The sequence below is a fragment of the Paenibacillus sp. lzh-N1 genome (genome assembly GCF_002872435.1).
Lineage (GTDB): Bacteria > Bacillota > Bacilli > Paenibacillales > Paenibacillaceae > Paenibacillus > Paenibacillus polymyxa_C.
The window spans coordinates 2,261,425-2,283,195 of the sequence record NZ_CP025696.1 but is presented as its reverse complement, the minus strand read 5'-3'; the positions used below and the strand labels follow the sequence as shown (position 1 = coordinate 2,283,195).

Annotated in this window: 18 protein-coding genes and 1 pseudogene; 1 reads left to right on the top strand and 18 read right to left on the bottom strand. The window is 40.8% G+C overall.

Translation table 11 applies throughout. The features are described 5' to 3' along the window. Positions 1-86: 86 nt before the first annotated feature. The 3 genes from prfB to hpf all read right to left on the bottom strand — a co-directional run bounded on the left by prfB (position 87) and on the right by hpf (position 5,145). A protein-coding gene (gene prfB, locus C0638_RS10365) for a peptide chain release factor 2 (protein ID WP_102163469.1) occupies positions 87-1,200 on the bottom strand; the annotation gives its coding sequence in 2 pieces (ribosomal slippage) (positions 87-1,127 and positions 1,129-1,200; 1,113 coding nt in all). 522 nt (positions 1,201-1,722) lie between these two features. Beyond that, a complete protein-coding gene (gene secA / locus C0638_RS10360; RefSeq protein ID WP_013373368.1) occupies positions 1,723-4,173 on the bottom strand; it encodes a preprotein translocase subunit SecA in 2,451 nt (816 codons plus the stop codon). A gap of 411 nt (positions 4,174-4,584) precedes the next feature. Further along, positions 4,585-5,145, bottom strand: coding sequence for a ribosome hibernation-promoting factor, HPF/YfiA family (hpf, locus tag C0638_RS10350; protein WP_016324800.1), 561 nt, complete (start codon positions 5,143-5,145; stop codon positions 4,585-4,587). Between the two features lie 435 nt (positions 5,146-5,580). Between hpf and C0638_RS26150 the strand changes: the two are divergent. Beyond that, a pseudogene (locus C0638_RS26150) lies at positions 5,581-7,910 on the top strand (hypothetical protein). A gap of 159 nt (positions 7,911-8,069) precedes the next feature. On the opposite strand, the gene C0638_RS10340 reads toward C0638_RS26150, so the two are convergent. The 15 genes from C0638_RS10340 to C0638_RS10270 all read right to left on the bottom strand — a co-directional run bounded on the left by C0638_RS10340 (position 8,070) and on the right by C0638_RS10270 (position 21,769). Continuing rightward, positions 8,070-8,267, bottom strand: coding sequence for a cold shock domain-containing protein (locus C0638_RS10340; protein ID WP_013373372.1), 198 nt, complete (start codon positions 8,265-8,267; stop codon positions 8,070-8,072). 544 nt (positions 8,268-8,811) lie between these two features. Next, positions 8,812-9,354 carry a CatB-related O-acetyltransferase gene (locus tag C0638_RS10335; RefSeq protein WP_058710921.1) on the bottom strand — a complete coding sequence of 181 codons (543 nt, stop codon included), beginning with the start codon at positions 9,352-9,354 and terminating at the stop codon, positions 8,812-8,814. A 60-nt stretch (positions 9,355-9,414) separates the two neighbouring features. Next, entirely contained in the window at positions 9,415-10,485 is a 1,071-nt protein-coding gene (locus C0638_RS10330; RefSeq protein WP_102163467.1) for a tetratricopeptide repeat-containing glycosyltransferase family 2 protein, read from the bottom strand. 26 nt (positions 10,486-10,511) lie between these two features. After that, positions 10,512-12,239, bottom strand: a complete 1,728-nt coding sequence (locus C0638_RS10325) for a glycosyltransferase (RefSeq protein WP_082689627.1) — start codon at positions 12,237-12,239, stop codon at positions 10,512-10,514. A gap of 21 nt (positions 12,240-12,260) precedes the next feature. Beyond that, positions 12,261-14,246: a glycosyltransferase family 2 protein gene (locus C0638_RS10320; protein ID WP_082689626.1), complete on the bottom strand. Its 1,986-nt coding sequence runs from the start codon at positions 14,244-14,246 to the stop codon at positions 12,261-12,263. Positions 14,247-14,252: 6 nt separating this feature from the next. Further along, complete coding sequence (locus tag C0638_RS10315) at positions 14,253-14,591, bottom strand: hypothetical protein (RefSeq protein WP_058710901.1); 339 nt, start codon at positions 14,589-14,591, stop codon at positions 14,253-14,255. Further along, positions 14,588-14,977: a flagellar export chaperone FliS gene (gene fliS, locus C0638_RS10310; protein ID WP_058710900.1), complete on the bottom strand. Its 390-nt coding sequence runs from the start codon at positions 14,975-14,977 to the stop codon at positions 14,588-14,590. The genes C0638_RS10315 and fliS overlap by 4 nt, the downstream gene beginning before the upstream one ends. A 30-nt stretch (positions 14,978-15,007) precedes the next feature. Beyond that, positions 15,008-16,486 (bottom strand): flagellar filament capping protein FliD, encoded by a 1,479-nt coding sequence (gene fliD, locus C0638_RS10305; protein ID WP_058710899.1) that lies wholly within the window; start codon positions 16,484-16,486, stop codon positions 15,008-15,010. A gap of 18 nt (positions 16,487-16,504) precedes the next feature. Then, a complete protein-coding gene (locus C0638_RS10300) occupies positions 16,505-16,867 on the bottom strand; it encodes a flagellar protein FlaG (RefSeq protein WP_058710898.1) in 363 nt (120 codons plus the stop codon). Positions 16,868-17,014: 147 nt separating this feature from the next. Next, positions 17,015-17,785 carry a flagellin N-terminal helical domain-containing protein gene (locus C0638_RS10295; RefSeq protein WP_058710897.1) on the bottom strand — a complete coding sequence of 257 codons (771 nt, stop codon included), beginning with the start codon at positions 17,783-17,785 and terminating at the stop codon, positions 17,015-17,017. A gap of 186 nt (positions 17,786-17,971) precedes the next feature. Then, on the bottom strand, positions 17,972-18,208 hold the full coding sequence (gene csrA, locus C0638_RS10290) for a carbon storage regulator CsrA (protein WP_058710896.1): 237 nt from the start codon (positions 18,206-18,208) through the stop codon (positions 17,972-17,974). Continuing rightward, on the bottom strand, positions 18,208-18,651 hold the full coding sequence (locus C0638_RS10285; protein ID WP_058710895.1) for a flagellar assembly protein FliW: 444 nt from the start codon (positions 18,649-18,651) through the stop codon (positions 18,208-18,210). The genes csrA and C0638_RS10285 overlap by 1 nt, the downstream gene beginning before the upstream one ends. 84 nt (positions 18,652-18,735) lie before the next feature. After that, positions 18,736-19,644 (bottom strand): flagellar hook-associated protein FlgL, encoded by a 909-nt coding sequence (gene flgL / locus C0638_RS10280; protein ID WP_058710894.1) that lies wholly within the window; start codon positions 19,642-19,644, stop codon positions 18,736-18,738. A gap of 28 nt (positions 19,645-19,672) precedes the next feature. Next, complete coding sequence (gene flgK / locus C0638_RS10275; RefSeq protein WP_058710893.1) at positions 19,673-21,253, bottom strand: flagellar hook-associated protein FlgK; 1,581 nt, start codon at positions 21,251-21,253, stop codon at positions 19,673-19,675. Positions 21,254-21,268: 15 nt separating this feature from the next. Continuing rightward, on the bottom strand, positions 21,269-21,769 hold the full coding sequence (locus C0638_RS10270; RefSeq protein ID WP_058710892.1) for a flagellar protein FlgN: 501 nt from the start codon (positions 21,767-21,769) through the stop codon (positions 21,269-21,271). Between the last annotated feature and the right edge of the window lie 2 nt (positions 21,770-21,771).

The following is a 21,771-nucleotide window of genomic DNA, read 5'->3' as shown; positions in this document are numbered from 1 at the left end:
TCCTTTAATAAAAAATACCGTCACACAAAAATTCCTACAGGCCGCAGGCACATGGACTGCGGTTCTGTAGGAAAACGTACAGGCAATTATTCTGCGTCCAGCTTAATTTGGCTGCGCAGGTAACCATCGATGAACGGATCGAGATCGCCATCCATAACAGCCCCTACATTGCCAGTTTCCACACTGGTACGATGATCCTTAACCATGCTGTATGGATGGAACACGTAGGAGCGAATTTGGCTACCCCATGCAATGTCGGACTGTTCACCACGGATTTCGTCCAATTGCTGCTGTTGTTCTTCAATCTTGCGTTCGTAGAGCTTGGAACGAAGCATAGTCATCGCACGTTCACGGTTTTTGATCTGGGAACGTTCATTTTGACAAGTCACGACAATACCAGTAGGCAAATGCGTAATCCGAACAGCTGAGTCGGTCGTATTAATATGCTGACCACCTGCACCGCTGGCCCGGTACGTATCAATTTTAAGATCTTCCGTGCGGATTTCAATATCCACATCATCCGCAATTTCCGGTACCACATCACAAGACACGAACGATGTATGTCGACGACCAGAGGAATCAAATGGAGAGATGCGAACAAGCCGATGTACACCTTTCTCCGCCTTGAGATAACCGTAGGCATTGTAGCCTTTGATCAACAGGGTTACGCTCTTAATTCCCGCTTCATCCCCTGCCAGATAATCCAGGGTCTCCACCTTGAAACCTCGTTTTTCTCCCCAGCGTGTATACATACGCAGCAGCATTTGACCCCAGTCCTGGGACTCGGTACCACCTGCCCCCGGGTGCAGCTCCAGAATAGCATTAAGTTTGTCATAGGGCTGATTTAAAAGCAATTGCAGCTCAAATTCCTCCAGCTTGCTCAGCAGGGATTTGATACTGTTTTCAACTTCTCCAACCAGCGATTCATCGCCTTCCTCTTCAGCCAGTTCAACCATCATACCTGCGTCTTCATATTCCTGACGCAACTGTTCATAGCTGTCCACAGAAGACTTCACAACATTCATTTCAGCAATTACGCCTTGGGCCTTTTCGTTATCATCCCAAAAATCAGGCGCTGCCATCTTTTCCTCAAAGTTCGCGATCATTTCCTGTTTGAGATCTAAGTCAAAGAGACCCCCTAAGGTTTGTTAGTTTCTTGCCTATTTCTCGTAAATCATGTTTTACACTTGGATCAATCATGATGTCATTCTCCTTTTAATATAGGGTTAGGGGGAATAAAAGCGTTGTGAGTTACGGCTGGTGGGTAGGCGCTGCGCGAATGATTTGATCTTACGATCGCTGTTGCAGCGAGATGCCCTGATTAAAATAACACATTCAAAGGTTGGCATCTCACTGCAAAGGCGAACGCTGGCGCTTCTCCAGATTCAAATCCTCCGCTTCGCTCCCAACCGCCGTAAAGTCAAACCACTTTTAAATAACAGGCTCTGGTATGTGAGCCAGATCAACTGCGGAATTGACTGACAAGCAAGCAGGGAACTGCTTACTTGTCATAATTGTTTTAAAAGTACTAGGAGAGCACAGTCATCGCCATATTCAACCTGACCATAACCTGACCATCTCACAGAAGAGCTATATTGAATACATCAGCATCGTCCCCTGATGGCACAAAATGGCCGACGGTCAGTGGTTGAACTGCCGCCTGCCATTATATGCATTGCAGGGGATAGTGTATATCAAGATCTATCCCTTAATTTCAATCCGTTATTTTCTACGCGGACGCGAAGGAGCGGATTTCTTTTTAGGAGCCGCAGGTTCGCCACTCGTAGAGATTTTATCTTCATCAACGACAGCCTGACGCTCTTGGTTGGATTCGATTTGTGCTTTCATGATGTATGTCGCAACTTCCTCTTGGATGCTGGCGATCATAGCATGGAACATTTCGAAACCTTCAAATTGGTATTCACGCAATGGATCAGTACCACCATAAGCACGCAAGTGAATACCTTGACGCAATTGATCCATAGCATCAATATGATCCATCCATTTGCTGTCAACTGCACGCAGTACGATAACCTTCTCGAACTCACGTACCATTTCTTCGCCGATCATCTCTTCACGGCTGTGGTATCTGTTGGTAACTTTCTCGAAGATCATATCGACCATCTCTTCTTTTTCCTTACCCCACAGATCGTCGCGCGAAAGTGTGTTTTCCTCAAGCAGATTGTTGTTCACATACTCTGCTACTTCATCCAGTTCCCAGTTTTCAGGGATATCATCACCACAGTGAGCTTCCACTACACGCTCAATGACAGGCTTGATCATGTCGAACACAATTTCCTTGATGTTCTCTGATTCCAGCACCTCACGGCGTTGTTTGTAAATAATAGCACGTTGCTGATTCATCACGTCATCATATTGGAGAACGACTTTACGCTGATCAAAGTTATTCCCTTCGACACGTTTTTGAGCTGATTCGATAGCACGTGAAATCATACGGCTCTCGATAGGTTGATCTTCCTCAAAGCCCAAGCGCTCCATCATATTCAGTACGTTGTCTGCACCAAAACGCTTCATTAACTCATCGCCCAGCGATAAGTAAAATTGCGTGGAGCCTGGATCGCCCTGACGTCCTGCACGTCCGCGAAGCTGATTATCAATACGACGGGATTCATGACGTTCTGTACCGATGATGTGCAAACCACCGAGTTCTGCAACGCCTTCGCCCAGTACGATGTCAGTACCACGTCCAGCCATGTTAGTAGCGATGGTAACCGCGCCAGCTTCACCTGCACGAGAAATAATCTCAGCTTCTTCGGCATGATACTTGGCGTTAAGCACTTTATGACGAACGCCTTTGCGTTTCAACATTTCAGAAAGAAGCTCGGAGTTTTCAATAGAAACCGTACCTACCAATATCGGTTGGTTCTTTTTGTTACGCTCCAGGATTTCGTCTACCACAGCATGGAATTTACCTTTCACGCTCTTGTACACTACGTCAGGCATATCTACACGCTGGTTAGGCTTATTCGTCGGAATTTGGAGCACTTCCAGACCGTAGATTTTTTTGAATTCTTCTTCTTCTGTTTTCGCTGTACCCGTCATCCCCGCCAATTTGCGGTACATACGGAAATAGTTTTGGAATGTAATTGTCGCCAGTGTCATGCTTTCGTTTTGGACAATGATGTTTTCCTTCGCTTCAATAGCTTGGTGCAAACCATCACTGTAACGACGTCCAGCCATCAGACGACCTGTAAACTCATCGACAATCAGGACCTCACCATCAGCCACGACATAGTCCACATCCAAACGCATAATAGCGTTAGCTTTCAAGGCTTGTACGATGTGGTGATTGATTGTAACACTTTCCTGATCGTACAGGTTTTCAAGACCAAAGAAATTTTCAGCCTTGGATACGCCGTTTTCGGTCAAAGCAACTGACTTCACCTTAATATCCAGCGTGTAATCTTCTTCAACATTCAGACTCTTTACAAAACGATCAGCGGCAAAATACAGCTCGGTCGATTTTTGAGCTTGTCCTGAAATGATCAATGGTGTACGAGCTTCATCGACGAGAATGGAATCCACTTCATCAATGATACAGAAGTACAACGGACGCTGTACCATCTGTTCTTTGTAAAGCACCATATTATCCCGCAGATAATCAAAGCCGAACTCATTGTTTGTACCATACGTAATATCACATGCATAAGCTTCCTGTTTGGCAGCATGATCCATATTGGCCAGGTTCAGACCTACGGTCATTCCCAAGAAATTATAAATTTGTCCCATTTCTCCGCTGTCACGTTGTGCCAAATAGTCATTGACTGTAACCACGTGCACACCTTTACCCAACAGAGCGTTCAAATAAACCGGCAGTGTTCCCACCAGTGTTTTACCTTCACCGGTTTTCATTTCGGCGATTTTTCCTTCGTGCAACGCAATACCGCCGAGCATCTGTACGTCATAGTGACGTTTGCCCAGCACCCGCTTGGACGCTTCACGAACCGTTGCAAAAGCTTCCGGCAGCACTTCTTCAGCCGTAGCACCTTGTTCAATCCGCTCTCTAAACTCCGCCGTCTTGGCTTTCAGTTCCTCATCCGAGAGCTTCTCAAAATCAGGCTCTATTTTATTGATCAGTTCAACCGTCTTCATTAAACGTTTGACGTCACGTTCATTTGTATCCCCAAAAATTTTTTTGACAATTCCTAGCATGGTTTACCCCTTTCGCGCAAAACAATTAATAGAATCAATTTCACAATAAGAAAGGGTCCATGATGAAATTGATTCCCGATATGTTTGACAGGCCCGGCTATACCAGCCCATCGTGCGATGTTCTTTGCATAAATTGTAACAGTTTGTAGGACATGCCGCAACACAAGCAGCCTGCAGATTTGCATCCGGTTAAAGATACCAAAACAATTGACGCACGAAATACACAATTGGTTACATCGATCTAAGTTTAAATTTCCATTCATGTTTATAATAAACATATAAAAGAGCCCTATCCCGCCAGGTTCGCAAGGATAAGGCTCGTGTTATTATCATTTTCCTGATATCCATGAAGCATGCTTCAATCAAAAAGTTCTATTCATTTTAAAATGCAATAAGTTCTTGCTTTACAGGCTATTCCCGTTCGATCAGACCGTATTTACCATCATTGCGTTTGTAAACTACGTTAACTTCTTCATTATCAATGTTAGCAAATACGAAGAAATTATGTCCAATCATGTTCATTTGCAGAATAGCTTCTTCCACATCCATAGGTTTCAATAAGAAACGCTTGGTGCGGACGACTTCCAGCTCATCCAATTCTGCATCCTCATCTTCAGCAACAGCCACACCACCAGCCGGATCTTCCACAAAAAGGGTTTTTAAACTACCTTCCTGCCGGAATTTTCGGTTTAGTTTGGTCTTGTGCTTGCGAATTTGCCGTTCTAGCTTGTCTACCACGGCATCAATGGATGCATACATGTCATCGCTTTCGTCTTCGGCACGGAGTACAAGCCCCGGCAAAGGAATGGTTACTTCTACAGTGTGCAAATCTCTGGTTGTGCTTAACGTTACACTTCCATCAGACGTCGGGGGTGCATCGAAATACTTTTCAAGTCTGCTGAATTTCTTTTCAACGTAGTCCTTCAAAGCGTCGGTAACCTCGATCTGTTGACCTCGTACTGTTAAGTTCATAGGGCACGCCTCCTTTGCCTCTTCAGTATAACACATATGTTAACGCCAAGTAAAAAAGGAGATCAACATTTCGAAGTTTTTTTACAATTTTCCTCATGATTCGACAAAACACTTCCCATAACGCCATTCTATGAAAAGGGTCATGTTTAAATTCAGCTCGCATACATATGTGAATAATGAAGAGAAATTTAAAAAGTTACTCTGCTGGTGTCATGACAAATCAACTATTTCGAGTTCATGCTATGTATTTTATCGACTGGGGAGGGAGTTATTTGTCAGACTGAATCCGGTATAGAACCTATGCTAAAAGCAAGACCTGACTATCATGCAGGCAATTTATACGAAAGGATCATTACACCCAGCCCAGCTGGCTCTTCCCCTGCAAAAATCCTAAGACAGCTAATTGGGGAGAGATGGAAAGTAGGAAGTTAATCCATGGCTTTTATTCAGCGTTATGCAACGAACCAGACCGGGGCTATTACCTTTATAGGAAATACACTCGGGCTGGCACGTTCTGCTTCGGCGGGGGTGCCAGGTACAGTGACCAGCATTGGCGCTTTCATCACAACCAATACAGCCTCTCGCTTCGGCACATATCCATTCGGCACGACTTCTGCTTTTGCCAGTAACTCATCGACGGCATTCCTTGTGCTCCCTGCGGGCAGTACCGTGCTATATGCTGAACTTATTTGGGGAGGAAGCTATGCCAACGGCAATACCAATGTATTGTCCAGCGCCAGCAATCCGATCACATTTCAGACGCCTGCTTTATCTACTACAGTCAGTCCCGAATCTGCAACATCGATCAACGTCACCAGTCTCAGTACCTATGTGTGAACCGCAAATGTAACAAATTTGGTCATTCAAGGCGGCGCAGGGGCATATACGGTCGGAAATGTGACGGGCACCATCACGGTTCCCGATTCTACCAACACCAATCACGCTGGATGGACGCTGGCAGTGGTGTACAATAACCCGTCTCTCCCCTTCCGTAACCTATCGCTGCGTGTAGGTGGTGAAGGAGTCAGCAGCGCTACTGGCTCGGTCAACGTGGTAATAAGCGGGTTTGCCACGCCTGTACAGGGGACTTTGCGCGGCAGGGCGTTAATTAGCGCCCAAGAGGGTGACGTAGATATCACCGGGGATCGTGCGTTGTTTGGACCTACCACATCCAACTTAACTGCGCTGTCTGGGCCCAACAATTTTTCGACTAATTTTTTTGCGTCCCAAATTAACGGGGATGACGGCACATTGGTCACGACGGGGACCTTCGGTACCACTAATACAGTTAATGTCGCTGTGTCTGCACCTAATATTCAGGTGACTAAAACATCCAGTCTGGCAGCTGCTGTAGTTGGAGATACGATCAGATATACACTAAGCATTACGAATAACGGTGTGGATTCCGTCACAGATACCGTTGAGACCGATACAATCCCAGCAGGTACTTCCTTCGTTCCGGGTAGTGTCCTTATCGACGGTGTACCTTTCCCTAACGCCTCGCCAACTGCTGGAATTGCCATTGGAAATGTCGCACCTGGAAATACATTTATCGTGAGTTTCCAAACTTCTGTCCAAAGCTTGCCGCAAACATCTCCACAGACCATAAGGAGGCCCAAGCAGGGGAAAACCTGCCCTACACGGTACTCCATAATAACTTTGGCAACATTGCTTCAGAAGTTATTCTGCAAAATTTCATTCCTGCCGGAACTCTATACATTCCGCAGTCTCCAGTTGAACGGTCAAACGTTTGCAGAAGCCAACCCTGCTGTCGGAGTTAGTCTAGGGTCTGTGGTACCTGGCCAGTCATTGACCCTGACTTATCAGGTAACCGTATCCGAGACACCTCCATCTGGCTACATCGTAAATCAAGCTGCCTTTACCTACTCATTTACATTGTCTGGAGGAAGAATCGTACCGGGCACATTGACTACAAATACCGTGACGATCCCAGTGGGATTCCCACTGCACGAATTGGTGAAAAAAGTAAACACCTATGACGCCTCTGTAGGAGACACTCTTACCTTCACCCTTCAGATTACAAATAAAGGAGGAGTCTCGGCGTAGTTTCCGTTGTTTACGGACCTGTTGCCGCATGGACTTGTTTATGTACCCAACAGCCTGACTATCCAAGAGAAAGCACAGCCAGGCGCAAATCCGGCACTGGTATTACGCTCCCAGATATTGCACCAGGGGAGACACCCACCCTCACGCTCCAGGTACAAATTCGTGAAGCACCTGCAGATGGAACATTCAGCAACCAGGCCACCATCGAATATACCTCACGTCGTAGTAGTAAAAAGACCCTGCAGGAAACCACCCAAACCAACACTGTAGACGTGGCCGTCATTGCAGCTATTCCTAAACTTACACTTAGCTCCAGCGCTTTGCGTGTCGCGCAAGAAGATACCCTGTCCTTTACATTCCAGGTGGAAAACATCGGGAATACTCCATTGGAAGAACTATTGCTCACAGCACCATTCTCAGCCGAAGATTTCCTTGTACTGAGAACCGTCACCGTGAACTCAGTACCGCTTCCACATCCTAATTTGCTCCAAGGTATCCCATTAGGCCAGCTTGATCCTGACCACAAAGCCGTCTTCGTCTTCTCATTCGATATCGAATCTGCACTCCGCGCGTATCTGATCGCCCAGGCCATTCTGCGCTATCAGTTCCATTATCCAGACGGACGCGTAGAGAAACAATCTGCCTCCTCCAACACCATTTTTGTGGAGATGGCTGACTTTGACGGTTCTCTAGAGTAAAGATACTGTTATGATGAGCCCCTTACCCGGTGGTAAGGGGCTTTTTTATGTATTTAGAAAACATAAAAAAGCCCTGGAATATATTCCAGGGCAGTTGCTAGCGCGTTATCCATTGCTAACCATCTTACCAATTATGTAGGTCGGCTATGCCGGGGATGATTATAATTTGGTTACGTTAGCGGCTTGTGGTCCACGTGCGCCTTCGACAATGTCGAACTCCACGTCTTGTCCTTCTTCAAGTGTTTTGAAGCCTTCTGTTTGAATTGCGGAAAAATGTACAAATACGTCGCCGCCGTCAGCCGTTTCGATGAAACCATAACCTTTTTCTGCGTTAAACCATTTTACTTTACCTTGCATGCACTAACATTCCCTTCGTCATCAAATGAAGTGAAGCTCTCGCCCACATTTTTGACTATACCACCCAAAGTTATCCATTGTCAATTGGAATTGATAATGTTTTCATGTATAGTTATTCCATATATAATACAATGGGTAAATAGTCAACAACTTTGTTCCTTGTTCATTAGAACTTGAACCAAGCCAGACTTACTAATCATGTTTTAAACTACATTTTAGAGTCTGAAACGATAAATTGATAGATTTTTTTGCTTTTGAAGGTTATTTTCTTTATTTAGAAACTATTTAAATGTTAAAAAAGCTCTCGTCCACATAATAAAGCGGTTAGACGAGAGCTTCTTGAATTTATTTTCTACGATCCATCAGAAAGCTATCTGGTGTATAGTTAGATTCATAAGCATTGCGTTGAGATCTGGCTATATTTCTTTGGACAAGCCAATTTTGGGCTTCCTGTTTTAGCGTTTGAATGTGCTGTTCTGCAATTCCCACTAAAAACGGATCTATTATTTTGAATCAGTAATTTTGCTTCACTGTTCATATCCACCTATGTTGCATGTCTTTCTATAAATTCCGAAATATCGTCATTCAGCAACAGATCCCAGTTAGCTTTAATTTTATAAATGGACCAATCCCACCACGCGATTTTTACTAACTGTTCAATTTCCTCTGGTTTGAATCTATATCTAATTACTCGCGCAGGATTGCCTCCTACGATACTATACGGTGGGACATCCTTAGTAACTATACTTCCAGCACCAATAGCAGCACCGACACCAATAGAAACACCAGACAGAATCATTACATTATTTCCGATCCACACATCATCTCCAATGGTGACATTACCTTTAGTTGCTGGATGCCCTAGATGATACTGGGCTTCCGCAAATATCTCACTAAATGGATAAGTAGTTAACCAATCAACCCTGTGCTCTCCCCCAAGCATAATAGTAACATTATCGGCAATTGAGCAGAACTTACCTATTTTGAGAATTTCACTTTTTGTATGACAGTAGATACTCGGATTTCCGTAGGTCCAATCTCCTATTTCAAAATTAGCATATATGGGGTTTTGATTTGTAAATACTATACCGTTTTTAATTTGTTCCAAATTCAATGAGCTACCTCCCCATTCTTATTCAAGTGCCCTTTAAACTTTTAGTTCGTGTAATCTAGTTAAAGATGGTTCATAGTTGTATACCACTGCTGCTTTGTAATGCTCAATAGCTCTCTGAATGTTACCTGTTGATTCATAAAGAACTCCCAGATTATGATGGGCTGCGAAGCTTCCAGTCCCTCTTACATTACCCTCTTCACCTGTATCACCTATTTCTAATGCTTTTTTATATAATTGTTCAATATTAGGTAGAACACTTTGGTATTTTCGAGGATCGCTAATCATTAATTCCAAAAAAAATAGGGCAGAGACAAAATAGAAATCAGAAGAATGGCCCATAAATTTTTCCTCATGATTAAAGACTGCTAAACCTTCCTTAAGGTTCCCGGAAGATATAATAGAATACATATAGTTAACTATAATACTGGTCGAAATAGTCTCTTTATGATCCATTAACTTATATGCCTTCTTAAGATTATTGAATTCTTTCTCAGCGTCTCCCAACCCACGATATTCTTTTGCAATTTGATAATAGTAATAAGAAATATCAGGATGCTCTTCAATTGCTTTTTGTAGTAATGGAATATTTCTATCATGCTTCTGAGTTTCCATATATCCATCATGCATAATCTCTACATTTAATTTTACTCTGGGCAAATCGGACTGGATTTGTTCGTGAACATTCCCAACATACCGACAATACGATGGAAATATCCTAGAAATATAACAATGTTCATAATTTAGCCCGTCTTTAGAAGTAAACTTGCTTGTATGTTTAACCCTCCCAATTTGGGGGCCATCCGCTATAAAAGCGTTAATAATATCCTTACAATCATTGATGATAAACTCATCTGCATCCAAAACCATACACCAGTCTGTTGTAGACTGTTCTAATGCAAAATTGCGAGCATCCGCAAAATTATGATTCCATTGATAATCGAATATTTTCGCTTTATAATCAGCTGCAATTAGTTTAGTACGATCCGTAGAGCCAGTATCTACAATTACTATTTCATCAACATTTTCTACTGCGCTATCCAAACAACGTTTGAGTACTGCTTCCTCATTTTTCACAATCATAACCAAAGAGATTGTCGGTTTCATAAAATTATCCTTATGCCAGATTTAGCTTAAACTAATACTTCCATGAGCTTCTGATACCATGTAAAATCAAGATTCTTAAGCTTGAGCATGTACTCTTCAGATAATTCTTCTTCTCCTATATGATGAAGGAAATAAGCAATATTATATATAACCTCTAAATGAGTTTCATCAAGCGCCAGTGCTTCATCAAATAAAGGAAGGACTTTTGCAATTTCCCCCTGCTCAAAGTGAATGACTCCGATCGTATTCAGAACCTCTACTTTATCCGCTACACTAGATAGGAACTTAACATTTCTTAATATTTCATCATTAGTCTGGGAAGATGTAACTTCAAATATCTCTTGCTTATTAATATGACCGTTCTTGATATCATTCATAATATCCAGAAGCTGATTGTTACAAGCAGAAATAATATATTGGTAAACTTCAAATTGATTTAAGATTTCATTTGGGGCAACTTTAGATAGTCTTTCAAGTCCTTTGACTGCAGTACTATCTCTTGGCAAATTAACTCCCAAGAAATCCAGATTAACAAACCCACTATTGATAAACATTTTTTGAATAGATGCTAATGTAAAAAATCTTACATGTGTACGATCTAAAATCCCAGCATCAGCATACTCCCATTTCCCATCCAATAATTCATTTATCACACTATAATGCATTATATTGGGTATGCTTGCCAATATTTTTCCGTCAGGCTTCAACAATCGATGCATATTTTCAAGTGTCTTCCAAGGGTCATATAAATGTTCCAGCACATCCCCAAAAATGATGTAATCAAAACTGCTTTGCGGGTATGGCAGATCTCCGTTCTCTACATTGTGTGGAATGACATCAGCAACTAGAGAAGCTATACTAGCTGAATTTTCGTTAAGCTCTATACCATAGAGCACACTATTTTTAAATTTATTCTTGATTCCGAGCAGAGTTCCTCCACAGGCACATCCAACTTCAAGTACAGTTATTTGAGAAGACGCATCGGCCTCAATAAGATTAATAAGGATATCTCGCTTATGTTGCGAATAAATAGGATCAAATCCCCATTTTTCTTCGAATTTTTTGGCATTTTTCTCTAAAAGTTCATTAAAATAAGCATTGTTCTCTTTAAATGATGTACTGCCATAATGATGAATAAATGTATCCTTGCATAGCAATAACTTATAACCATTTTTTCGCATGCGAATGGAATAATCGTCATCTTCATAATTCCCTGGTGAGAACCTTTCATCAAGCAAACCTATTTGCTCAACGACACTTTTTTTGATAAGCATACAAAAACCAACTAATTTCAAGCGTTCTTCCCAAGATAACGGATTGGAGATATTATAATCTTTGGCAAACAAATGCATGTCATCGATATTTTTATATGGAACATCAATTTCTTGAAAATAGGAAGAACTGTTTGTAACACATCCAACTGCCCCAATCTCATCCGAGCTATATAATGCTTTTAGAAGATTTGAGAGCCAGTTCTGAGTCACGATTGTATCGTTATTGAGAAGAAGGATTTCATTACCCGTAGCGACCTCTATTCCTTGATTGCATCCTGCTGGAAACCCACGGTTTTCCTTATTTAAGATCGTTACAATATCTGTTTGCTGTGCTAACCATTCGGCCGTATTATCCTGAGAAGCATTATCAACTACAATGATTTCATATGCATTCTCATGGGTGTATTTCCGTATACTTTCAATACATTGTTTTGTGTACTCTAGCTTGTTATATGTTAAAATGATTATGCTGGTTTTCATAGTTTACTCCAATACTATTTTTTAGTTATTGCACATCTCCATAAGGAAGGATATATCAGAGACATAAGGGTAATTATCAACTAGTTTATTAAAGTAAGACTTCTTCCCCTCTGGTTCTGATATACAAATAATTGGATAATACAAATGTTTTTTTTCTGGTGATAGCTTTAAACTCTCAGCAAAAAATTCTAAAGCATCTTCCCTGTAACCTTGTGCCTCATGATAAAAAGCAAGATTTTCATAACTTCTATCATCTAGTTGTTGACGTGACAATAACAAAGAATAGTAATTCATTGCGTCTTGCATTTGGTTTACGCTAAAGAAATAGTTTCCAACGTCATTAATCAGCTTGGGATGATTCGTATAATTTACTAAATTATCAAACTCCTCATAATAGCCAAGCAAAAATAAGTCTTTAGCTAATAAAAACAACTCAGTCGAATAGTTTTCAGCAACATCATCACTTACTATTTCTTTTTTTTCCATGAAGTTGTACAATGCATTTAACAACTCATTGTCACCGCTGCAATCAGATGATTTGAACAACTCCAACAACTTGTCTTTTTGATTAAAAATCATACAACCAATGATTAACTGACGTTGTAAAAATGAATCTTTTTTTATCTCTGAGGATAATTTTCGAACAGATTCCGCCCACAATTTCTTATTTTTATTTATCAGAGCATACCTAAGCTGATCTCGATCTGTTAATGTTACTTCATCACTGAGTAGATCATAATAATAGTTCACCATACGATGATTTCCTAAGGCAAGGAACACTTTAAAAAGAATAAGACAATGTGACATTTCCTGAGTGTCATAATTCGCATCTAAAAACCTTTTTATAGACTGTTCATTGTCGTTCAAGCTTAACCATTCAAGCAAGCTAAATAATACATTCACGTTCTTTTTATCCCTAAGAAGCTTTTTACCAAGCCAGTATACAGCCTCTTCATTACGACATAACCGAAAACTTAATTTAATTAATTGATTTACTGGAACATCATACCCGTAAGCAGGATTTACAAGCCAGGCAGTTGCCGCAAACCGAGCCTTACGATCAGCTTTTTCAATAGCCTTTTTATAACACTCAATTGCTTTTTCATAAAAACCAAAGGACTCGTAATGTGCTCCTTTTATAGTAAAGTACTCTGGGTAAGATCTAAAATTAGATAGTTTTTCTTCCGTCAAAAACCAAGAGTCTTTTAGTTTGTCATTTTCGATATATAGGGAGATAAGCGCAATTAAGCAATATGGATACCAAGCACTTGTTTCATCTGCCCCTTCAAAAGACTTTTCATAGGCCTCCATTGCATTAACAATATCATTTGTAAACCTGTATTGATTCCCCAAAGTAAACCAGTCATAAGCACTCATGTCTTTTTGATGTTGCATCCTCTCAAATATTTCCATATTACGATTGTGCTTATTTTTCTTTACTATAGTTTCCTCCTGATAACCCGTGTGGTATATACAAAGCTCTGTCATTTGTGTGTATACTTTTCCATTCTGCTCACCTACACACAATTGTTCATGAATGGGGCGGTAAAACTGTATCCCCATGAAATTAGGAAACAATCGAGTTACAGGAGCAGTCGATATTTGATCCATTCTTTCCGACGAGCCTGAGTAATTTACTACAGTAAGCGTGTACCCTACACCAGGCTTAGGAGTTTGTTGGGTTATAAAATTCAGCCACTTGGGACCATCATCAGCAGATAGATATTCATCTGCATCTAACACTAAAACCCACTTGCCTGTAGCAAAACGAATGGATTCATTACGTGCGGCTGCAAAATCATTAGACCATTCATAATCGAAAATGAGATCCGTGTATTCTTGAGCTATCTCTTTTGTCCGATCGGACGAGCCTGTATCCACAATAATAATCTCATCAGCAATATTTCGCACACTGTCAAGGCAGCGAGGAAGCAATGCTTCCTCGTCCCTTACGATCATACACACACTAAGCAGCTTCATCTTTTTACCAACCCATTCTTTTCCCATTATTAATTAATTCCTTTTGTCAAAAAACAAACTATCAGGTGTATATTTAGCATTGTATGCTGCCTGTTGACCTTGGATAGTCCCTTTTTTTGCAAACCACTCACTAGCTTCCGTTTTATAACTTTCCATTTTGGAAAGAATAACTTTGTCGAAACGAGTAAGTTGCTGAATTCGTTTTTTATCTGCTTCATTAAGGCTTTGTTGATTAGAAATGATTTTAAGGGAAATTATTTCTCTTTGATCTGCATACTGGCTTAATTCTGTGTAACTAACTTGATTGATTCGCTCTATAAGCTCTATCGTAATATTTTCCAGTTGGGTTACATATTCCTGAACAGCAATCATTCAATCGACTCTACATTATGATTTAGTGATTTTATAGCTGTATCCCAAGCACCCCTTAATTCTGTTAAATGGGAAATGACTTCTTCCGCAGGTATTATATTCTTTTTCAAGTTGGCATTGATAAGCTGGTGAAGCATGTACTCGTACACTTGATAAAGAGTGGCGGAAATCGGATAATCATGATTTAAAGCGGCAATAAGTTCATTGATAACGGCCTGTGCTTTACACAAGTTCGTATTAGCTTTTTCATGATTTATTTCCTCTATCCCCTTAATTCCCGCCCGTATAAAACGGATCGCTCCATCATACAGCATTAGCAACAATTGTCCTGGTGAAGCAGTTTGCAATTGGGCTTGTTGATACTTTTGGTAGGGTGAATTAATCAAACCTGGATCTCTCCTTTAATAAGATTGGTTTTAACTAAACATACTTGAAAGACTGGATGAGGTGCTATTGTATTTATTCATGGCTGTTTCCATAGCAGTAAACTGTTGGTAATAACGGGTTTCTATCATTGTAAGCCTGTCTTGTAGAGCATCGATCCGCTTATCATAATCCGATAACTGGTCCCCTATTTGACTCTTGGGCTGAAAAGCTGCCGTTAAATCAGAACTGACTTTCGATGTTCCAGCCTTATCCGCCAGACTTTGCAGAGCTCCTTGGTTGGTCTTCTTCAGTCGGCTGAATATACCATCGGAACTCGTATAGTTCGTCGAAGAGGAATTATCCGTCTGCCCGAATAAGGCAGTTACCTTCTCAGGAGTGGTCTCCAAAGCCGCACGCAACTTTTTCTCGTCTACGTAAAGTTTCCCTTTCTCACTATAACTACCAGTTGTAATTCCGATCTGAGTCAAATTTATTTTTTCACCATTCGGTAGAACTACGTCTGTTATAATAGCTGACCTCATATCACTAAGTGTTTTATCTACGATGGAATCATTTTTGAGCATACCACTCTTAGCTTTGCTTTCCCAGAGTGTAATCTCATCATCCTTCATGTCCTTTCTCTGATCACTAGTCAATGGTAGATATTTACGATAACGTTCTTCACTTGTTTTTTGGTTTAATGTCGAAAGTGTATCATTATACGCCTCAACAAAAGATTTTATAGTGTTAACCATTGCGTCAACATCCTGTGAAACTTCAATTTGTGTTGACTGTCCTGTCGGTGTAGTTCCATTTAAACTGATTTCGACACCATTAACTGTGAAACGATTTGAGGTCTGCTCTGTTGTCAGACCATTAATTTCAACAATCGCATTTACCCCTTTTACTACATTAGCTGTTTTAAGTCCGAAGCTTTGTTCAAGAAGCTCTCCACCTAATGTAATATCCTTATTTCCTGTCTCCTTGTTAGTTAGAGAAATTTTACCAGATAATGAGTCATATACAGCGGTCACACCCGCTTTTGTACTCCCATTAATTTTTGAAATCAGTGAGTCGATTGTATCGTCCGCAGTAAAATTTATAGTATCTGCTCCTACATTAATACTGGTTTCAGTACCCGTATAGATATCTGATAGCTTTGTTGTACCAGGAGAAGCACCTACCGTCCCTCCAGAAGATACAACATTAGAAGCAGATGCCAAATTGGTGACTTTAATATTTAACACAGAATCCACAGATGCTCCTGTCGCTGTTGCTGTGAGTACATTAGAAGCTCCTGTAACGGTTGTTTTTTTTGAATCAATAGCGCTACTCAAACTAAAATTTGTTAATTTTTCATTAAAAGTAACTAATTTTGTACTTACTTGACGATATCCGTCACGCTTCCACTCGGTCAGTTGCTTTTGCTGGTTCAGTTTGTTCAATGGAATACTCTCTGTAGTCATTAACTTTTTGACCATTGAATCAATATCCATACCTGATGCCAAACCGCTAATTCTCATTGTCATAACTAATCCTCCTGAATATTAAGCCTTTTCATCAATAATAAGCCCATTCATCTCCATAAAATTCGCCGCTACATCAAGAAGTTTCTCACGCGGCACTTCCCGAATTAAGTCCCCCGTCTGTTTATCAAAGACCTTTATCATAATCGCGTGGGTCTCCTTGTGAACGGAAATCTCAAACTTTTTTTCAGGTCCCTGTACAGCTCTAATCGCCTTTTCTAATTGCTGAAGTGCATTTTCTTCTTCACCAGACAACTTTTCGACTGATTGGTTAACATATTGCTGATTTATAGCTATAATTGATGGTTCATCTGCGACACCCTTGGGCGAGATAGATTTCGCCTGTCCTGGTATTGGGCCAAGACCAGAAATACTATTATCCACAACTTACCCCCCTTATCGTGTTGAAGCATCATCAAGAACGTTATTAAATTTAATACTCTTTATATCGGATAATAAGTGCTAATTATGAAGGGAATAACAAAAAAGAGACCTTGAAAATCAAGGTCTCTTCTAAAGAAAAAGTATAGATTAACGAAGTACAGACAAAATACCTTGTGGAGCAGAGTTTGCTTGTGCCAGCATGGATTGGGAAGCTTGCAGCAAGATGTTGTTTTTGGACAAAGCAACCATTTCTTTAGCCATATCTGTATCACGGATACGGGATTCAGCAGCACTCAGGTTCTCTACTGTAGTGCCAATGTTGTTGGAAGTGTACTCCAGACGGTTTTGGACAGCCCCCAGTTTAGCACGTTCTGTCGAAACGGCTTTGATTGAATCTTCTACACTAACAAGTGTTGTTGTGGAATTCAAACCACTGAACGATGTAGTTGTGATAGAAGCAATAGCAATAGTACTGGTAGCTTTATCATTAACTGTAATGCTTGCTCCAGCAGTAATCGTGATACCATTGAAGGTAGTTTTGGTCATGATTTCATCAATTTGGGCACCCAGTTGATCCAACTCTTGTCCAATATTATCTCTATCGTTAGTACTGTAAGTTCCGCTTGCTTTTTGAACGTTCAGTTCTTTCATACGAGTCAGCATGGAGGATACTTCGTTCATTGCACCCTCAGCAGTTTGTACGAAGGAGATACCGTCTTGAGCGTTACGTTGAGCTTGCTCCAAACCACGGATTTGACCGCGCATGGATTCGGAGATGGACAAACCAGCAGCATCGTCAGCTGCGCGGTTGATACGCAGACCAGAAGACAGTTTCTCCATGTTTTTGCTTGCTGCATTTGTGTTCAGACCCATGTTGCGGTGTGTATTCAATGCCGGAATATTGTGGTTGATAATCATTGTAAATTTCCTCCCTGAAATGGTTTAATGCCCACATCCTTGTGGTATGAACGTCTTCACAGGTCGGCCGCCCTGAAGAATTACCGTTCTAAATTATATATCGACCTCTCGCACAAAATTGTTTATAGCATTTCAAAATTTTATTCAGTAATCTTCCAATATCAATTGGACATATTCATTTCTTCACTAATTTTTGCTTCTCTCTCCCATTTCCAACATGGCGTTCTTAAGAGCTTCAAGGTCCATAACTGCATTTTGATTGTTATCCTGGATTGCATCAAAAATCTCTTTGCGATATATATCTATATCTTTTGGTGCTGATATACCTAACTTTACGTTATCACCTTCAACAGATAATACAGTTATTACAATGTCATTATGGATTACAACGGACTCACCTTTTTTACGGGATAAAACAAGCACTAGGATTCACCACCCTGCTCTTCATGTGTTGGCTTCGGCCACAATGCATCTCTTGTAGTATAATCAGTATGTTGTAAAACAATTTGTTTGCCAATAGACTTCTCTACATTGAAAATTAAAGGTGCAAGCAAGTTGACTGTTACTTTTTCCCTATTACTATGCCAAGTCACAATACAGCGAACTTCAATCTGCTCTCGATCTGTTACACCGATATCTGCAAGTGTATCATTGGATAGTTCAAACTCATAATCAGATACAAAATCAAATGGATTGACCGTAATAAACGTGACTGCCGCCTCTTCTACGGCGCTCAAAATACTGAATAATTCATTATGCTCTTGTAGCTTATATTCACGTAAATGCTCAAAACCGAGTAATCCCTTAGGAAAAACAAAAACTACTTCTTCATCACGCAATCTTATTCCATTCAATTTTCGGGTCATTTCTTATCCTCCTTAAAAATCAACAAAAGAGCTACGGATTTCCATCCATAGCTCTACAGTACCAATGTCAAAGACTTTAAAAAATTAACGCATAAAATCCATTAAAGAAGGTTGCATGATCTGAGCAGATGATTTCAAGGCTGCCTCATAAATGGTTTGGGCAGACGTTGCCTGAATCATCAAGCTTGCAATATCAGCATCCTCAGTCTTAGATTGCAAGCTTGTTAAATTCAGATTTCTATCATCCAAACGAGATTGAACAAGTTGTACACGGTTTGTCCGTGCACCAACCTCAGACAAACTAGCCTGCATTTTTGTAAAACGCGATTCAATATTAACGGACTGGGCACTAATAGCGCTATAGTTACCAGTTGTTAAAGCGGCACTTAAGTTATCCATAACTTTAAATACATTATCCGCATCCGTTGAAGCTCCAAAAAATTCACTCCCAGGTGTATTTACCTGAAACGTGGACTGATCTCCTATTGCATAATTCACAGCACCCCGATCTGTATCAATTTGGTCATAACTAGTAATGATACTCGTAAGTTCATAAGGTGCCTGGTCATACTTTTGACCATTAAAAATATACTTACCACGGATTTGGCTATTCCCGATGTTGGTCATTTGTTCCTTAAGCTGATCGACTTCCAACTTAATTGCATCCAATCCGGATTGAGGAACAGTTTCACTTGAAGCTTGAACCGTCAGCTCCTTTAACCGTTTCATGACATTTCCAGCCTGCTGCATAGTAGAGTCGGTAAAATCTAACCAACTCACGGCTGCATCTGCATTGCTGGAGTATTGCTCATTAGAAGCTAACTCAGATCTATACCTAAGGGCATAAGTTACACCTACAGGATCATCTGAAGGTTTATTGAGCTTACGCCCAGTTGTGATCTGATTTTCCATTTTATTCATATTACTGTAGTTACGATTCAGGTTATTGAGCGTCTGCATGCTCATCATCCCCGAGGTTACTCGAATCGCCATACGCTACCTCCTACTAACAAAAATAGAATTAGAGTCCTACACGGCCTGTACTATTAATTAGCTTGTCCAACAGCTGATCGAATGTCGTCATAAAACGAGAAGACGCACTATAAGCATGCTGAAATTTGATCAGATTGGACATCTCCTCATCCAGAGACACCCCGCTGACAGATTGTCTACTTAAATCCACTTGCTCCGTCAGGAGCTGCGCATTCTGTGATTGACGTTCCGCTTCCTGAGTCTGAACCCCAAGCTGCCCGACAATAGAGCTAAAGTAGTCATCCACTGACGTTGGATTGGATAAAGCTGTCCCAAAATCAAATTTCACATTTTTCAAATTAGCCATAGCCATAGCTAAAGCATTGTTCCCGAGTATCACTTTCTCATCGGTCGTTCCCATGCCATCTACCCGCAGAGAAGTTGCGATTTTATTAGGATCATTTTGTATGTCGGGATTTAACGTAATATTACCAGCTGTAATCGCAGCACCGTCTTTAGAAGTAAAAAAAGCATCCCCTTTGGTAGGAGTTGTGCCACTAATTGTATAACCCAACTGATGAAGTGCATTGATCCCTTGGACAGTAACTTTCAAATCGCTTGTTAAAGTCCGGTTATTATTTGCATTAGAGTAGGTAACCGCTGTATTATTTGGACCTGTATTTAATACCGTTCCTTCAGGAAGCACAGTTCCCTTAGGAAGGGTAACTTCAATATTTCCATTAGCCAGTGTGTTCGCCAATTGGTTCATTTGGTTTTTGTAGTCCGCAACATATCTGTCACGTGACAATACCATTCCGTAAACTTCGCCGCCAGTCAAGGTTCCACCTGTAAAAGCAGCCTGAAGACCGTCTGCAGTTACTGGAGTAAGTTCGCTACCAGTTACAACTATCTGTCCGGCTACTGTTACTTGATATCCGTTATCTAATTGAGTAACTTGCACGTTAGCCAGTTTAGACAACTTATCAATCGCATAATCTCGCTGATCTCTTAAATCATTAGGATTATCCCCTAAAGACTCCAATTTGGTAATATTACTATTTAAATCTGCTACAGATTGCAAAAGGGAATTCATTTCTGTTGTTTTTAAAGTAATATTACTAGTTAAATCAGTCTCCAGTGCATCAAGCTGCTTACTTGTTTGATTCAAGGCATCCGTTAAGGCCAACGTAGTCTCTTTTACGATTTTACGGTTAGTCACATCCTGCGGATCTTGACTCAAATCCGACCAAGCATTCCAAAAATTGTCCATGACTTTGCGCATACCTGTGTCAGAAGGCTCATTCATAATCGTTTCGAGCTTATTCAACGTATCGTAGCGGATACTCCATCCACCTAAAGAGGAGTTTTCATTGCGATACTGGTCATCTAAAAACGTCTGACGAACACGCTCAATAGCAGTAAATTCCACCCCTGTACCCATTTGGCCTCGTACAACAGAACGATTCAAACCATAGGCTTCCATAGATTCCGAGGCCTTCATACTAACCACTTGTCTGGAGTAACCCGCTGTGTTGGCATTTGAGATATTGTGTCCAGTTGTATTTAATGCTGCCGTTTGTGTATTCAAGCTTCTTTTTGCTGTTTCTATACCATGAAATGTTGAGACCATATTTTCCTCCTTCAATTAGGCGCGTGTATCAAATAGTCCCGCTCGTACAGTAGAGGTGCTTTTGTCAGCTGGACGCTGATAAACCGCTTCAGATTCCGCATAATATGACATACTCTCAATAGAAAAATCAATATAGGAAAGCGCCTGTTGTATAAGCTGTTGATTCAACTCATTTAATTTTTTCAATTCTACAAGCGTATCCGCTAGATTTTTTTGAATTTGAAGGAGGCGCTGCTTGTCTTCTACATCAAACACAAGACGAGACAACTCCGTAATATTGAGATTCAACTTAGACTTAATACCACGTTCCTGCAAAAATTCATATGCTGCCTGCAGGCGTCGCTCATCCAGCTGTTCAATGTGTCTGGACATTTTCGATTCCTGGTTCATGACTTGTATGAGCTGCTCAACCTTATTTGATATCAGTGCTTCTTTTTTCTGAGTTCCTAATGCAATCAACTGCTCGTGCGACTCTCTAAGCTGCTCCAGCACATCCATCAAACGCTCTAAAGGCATAT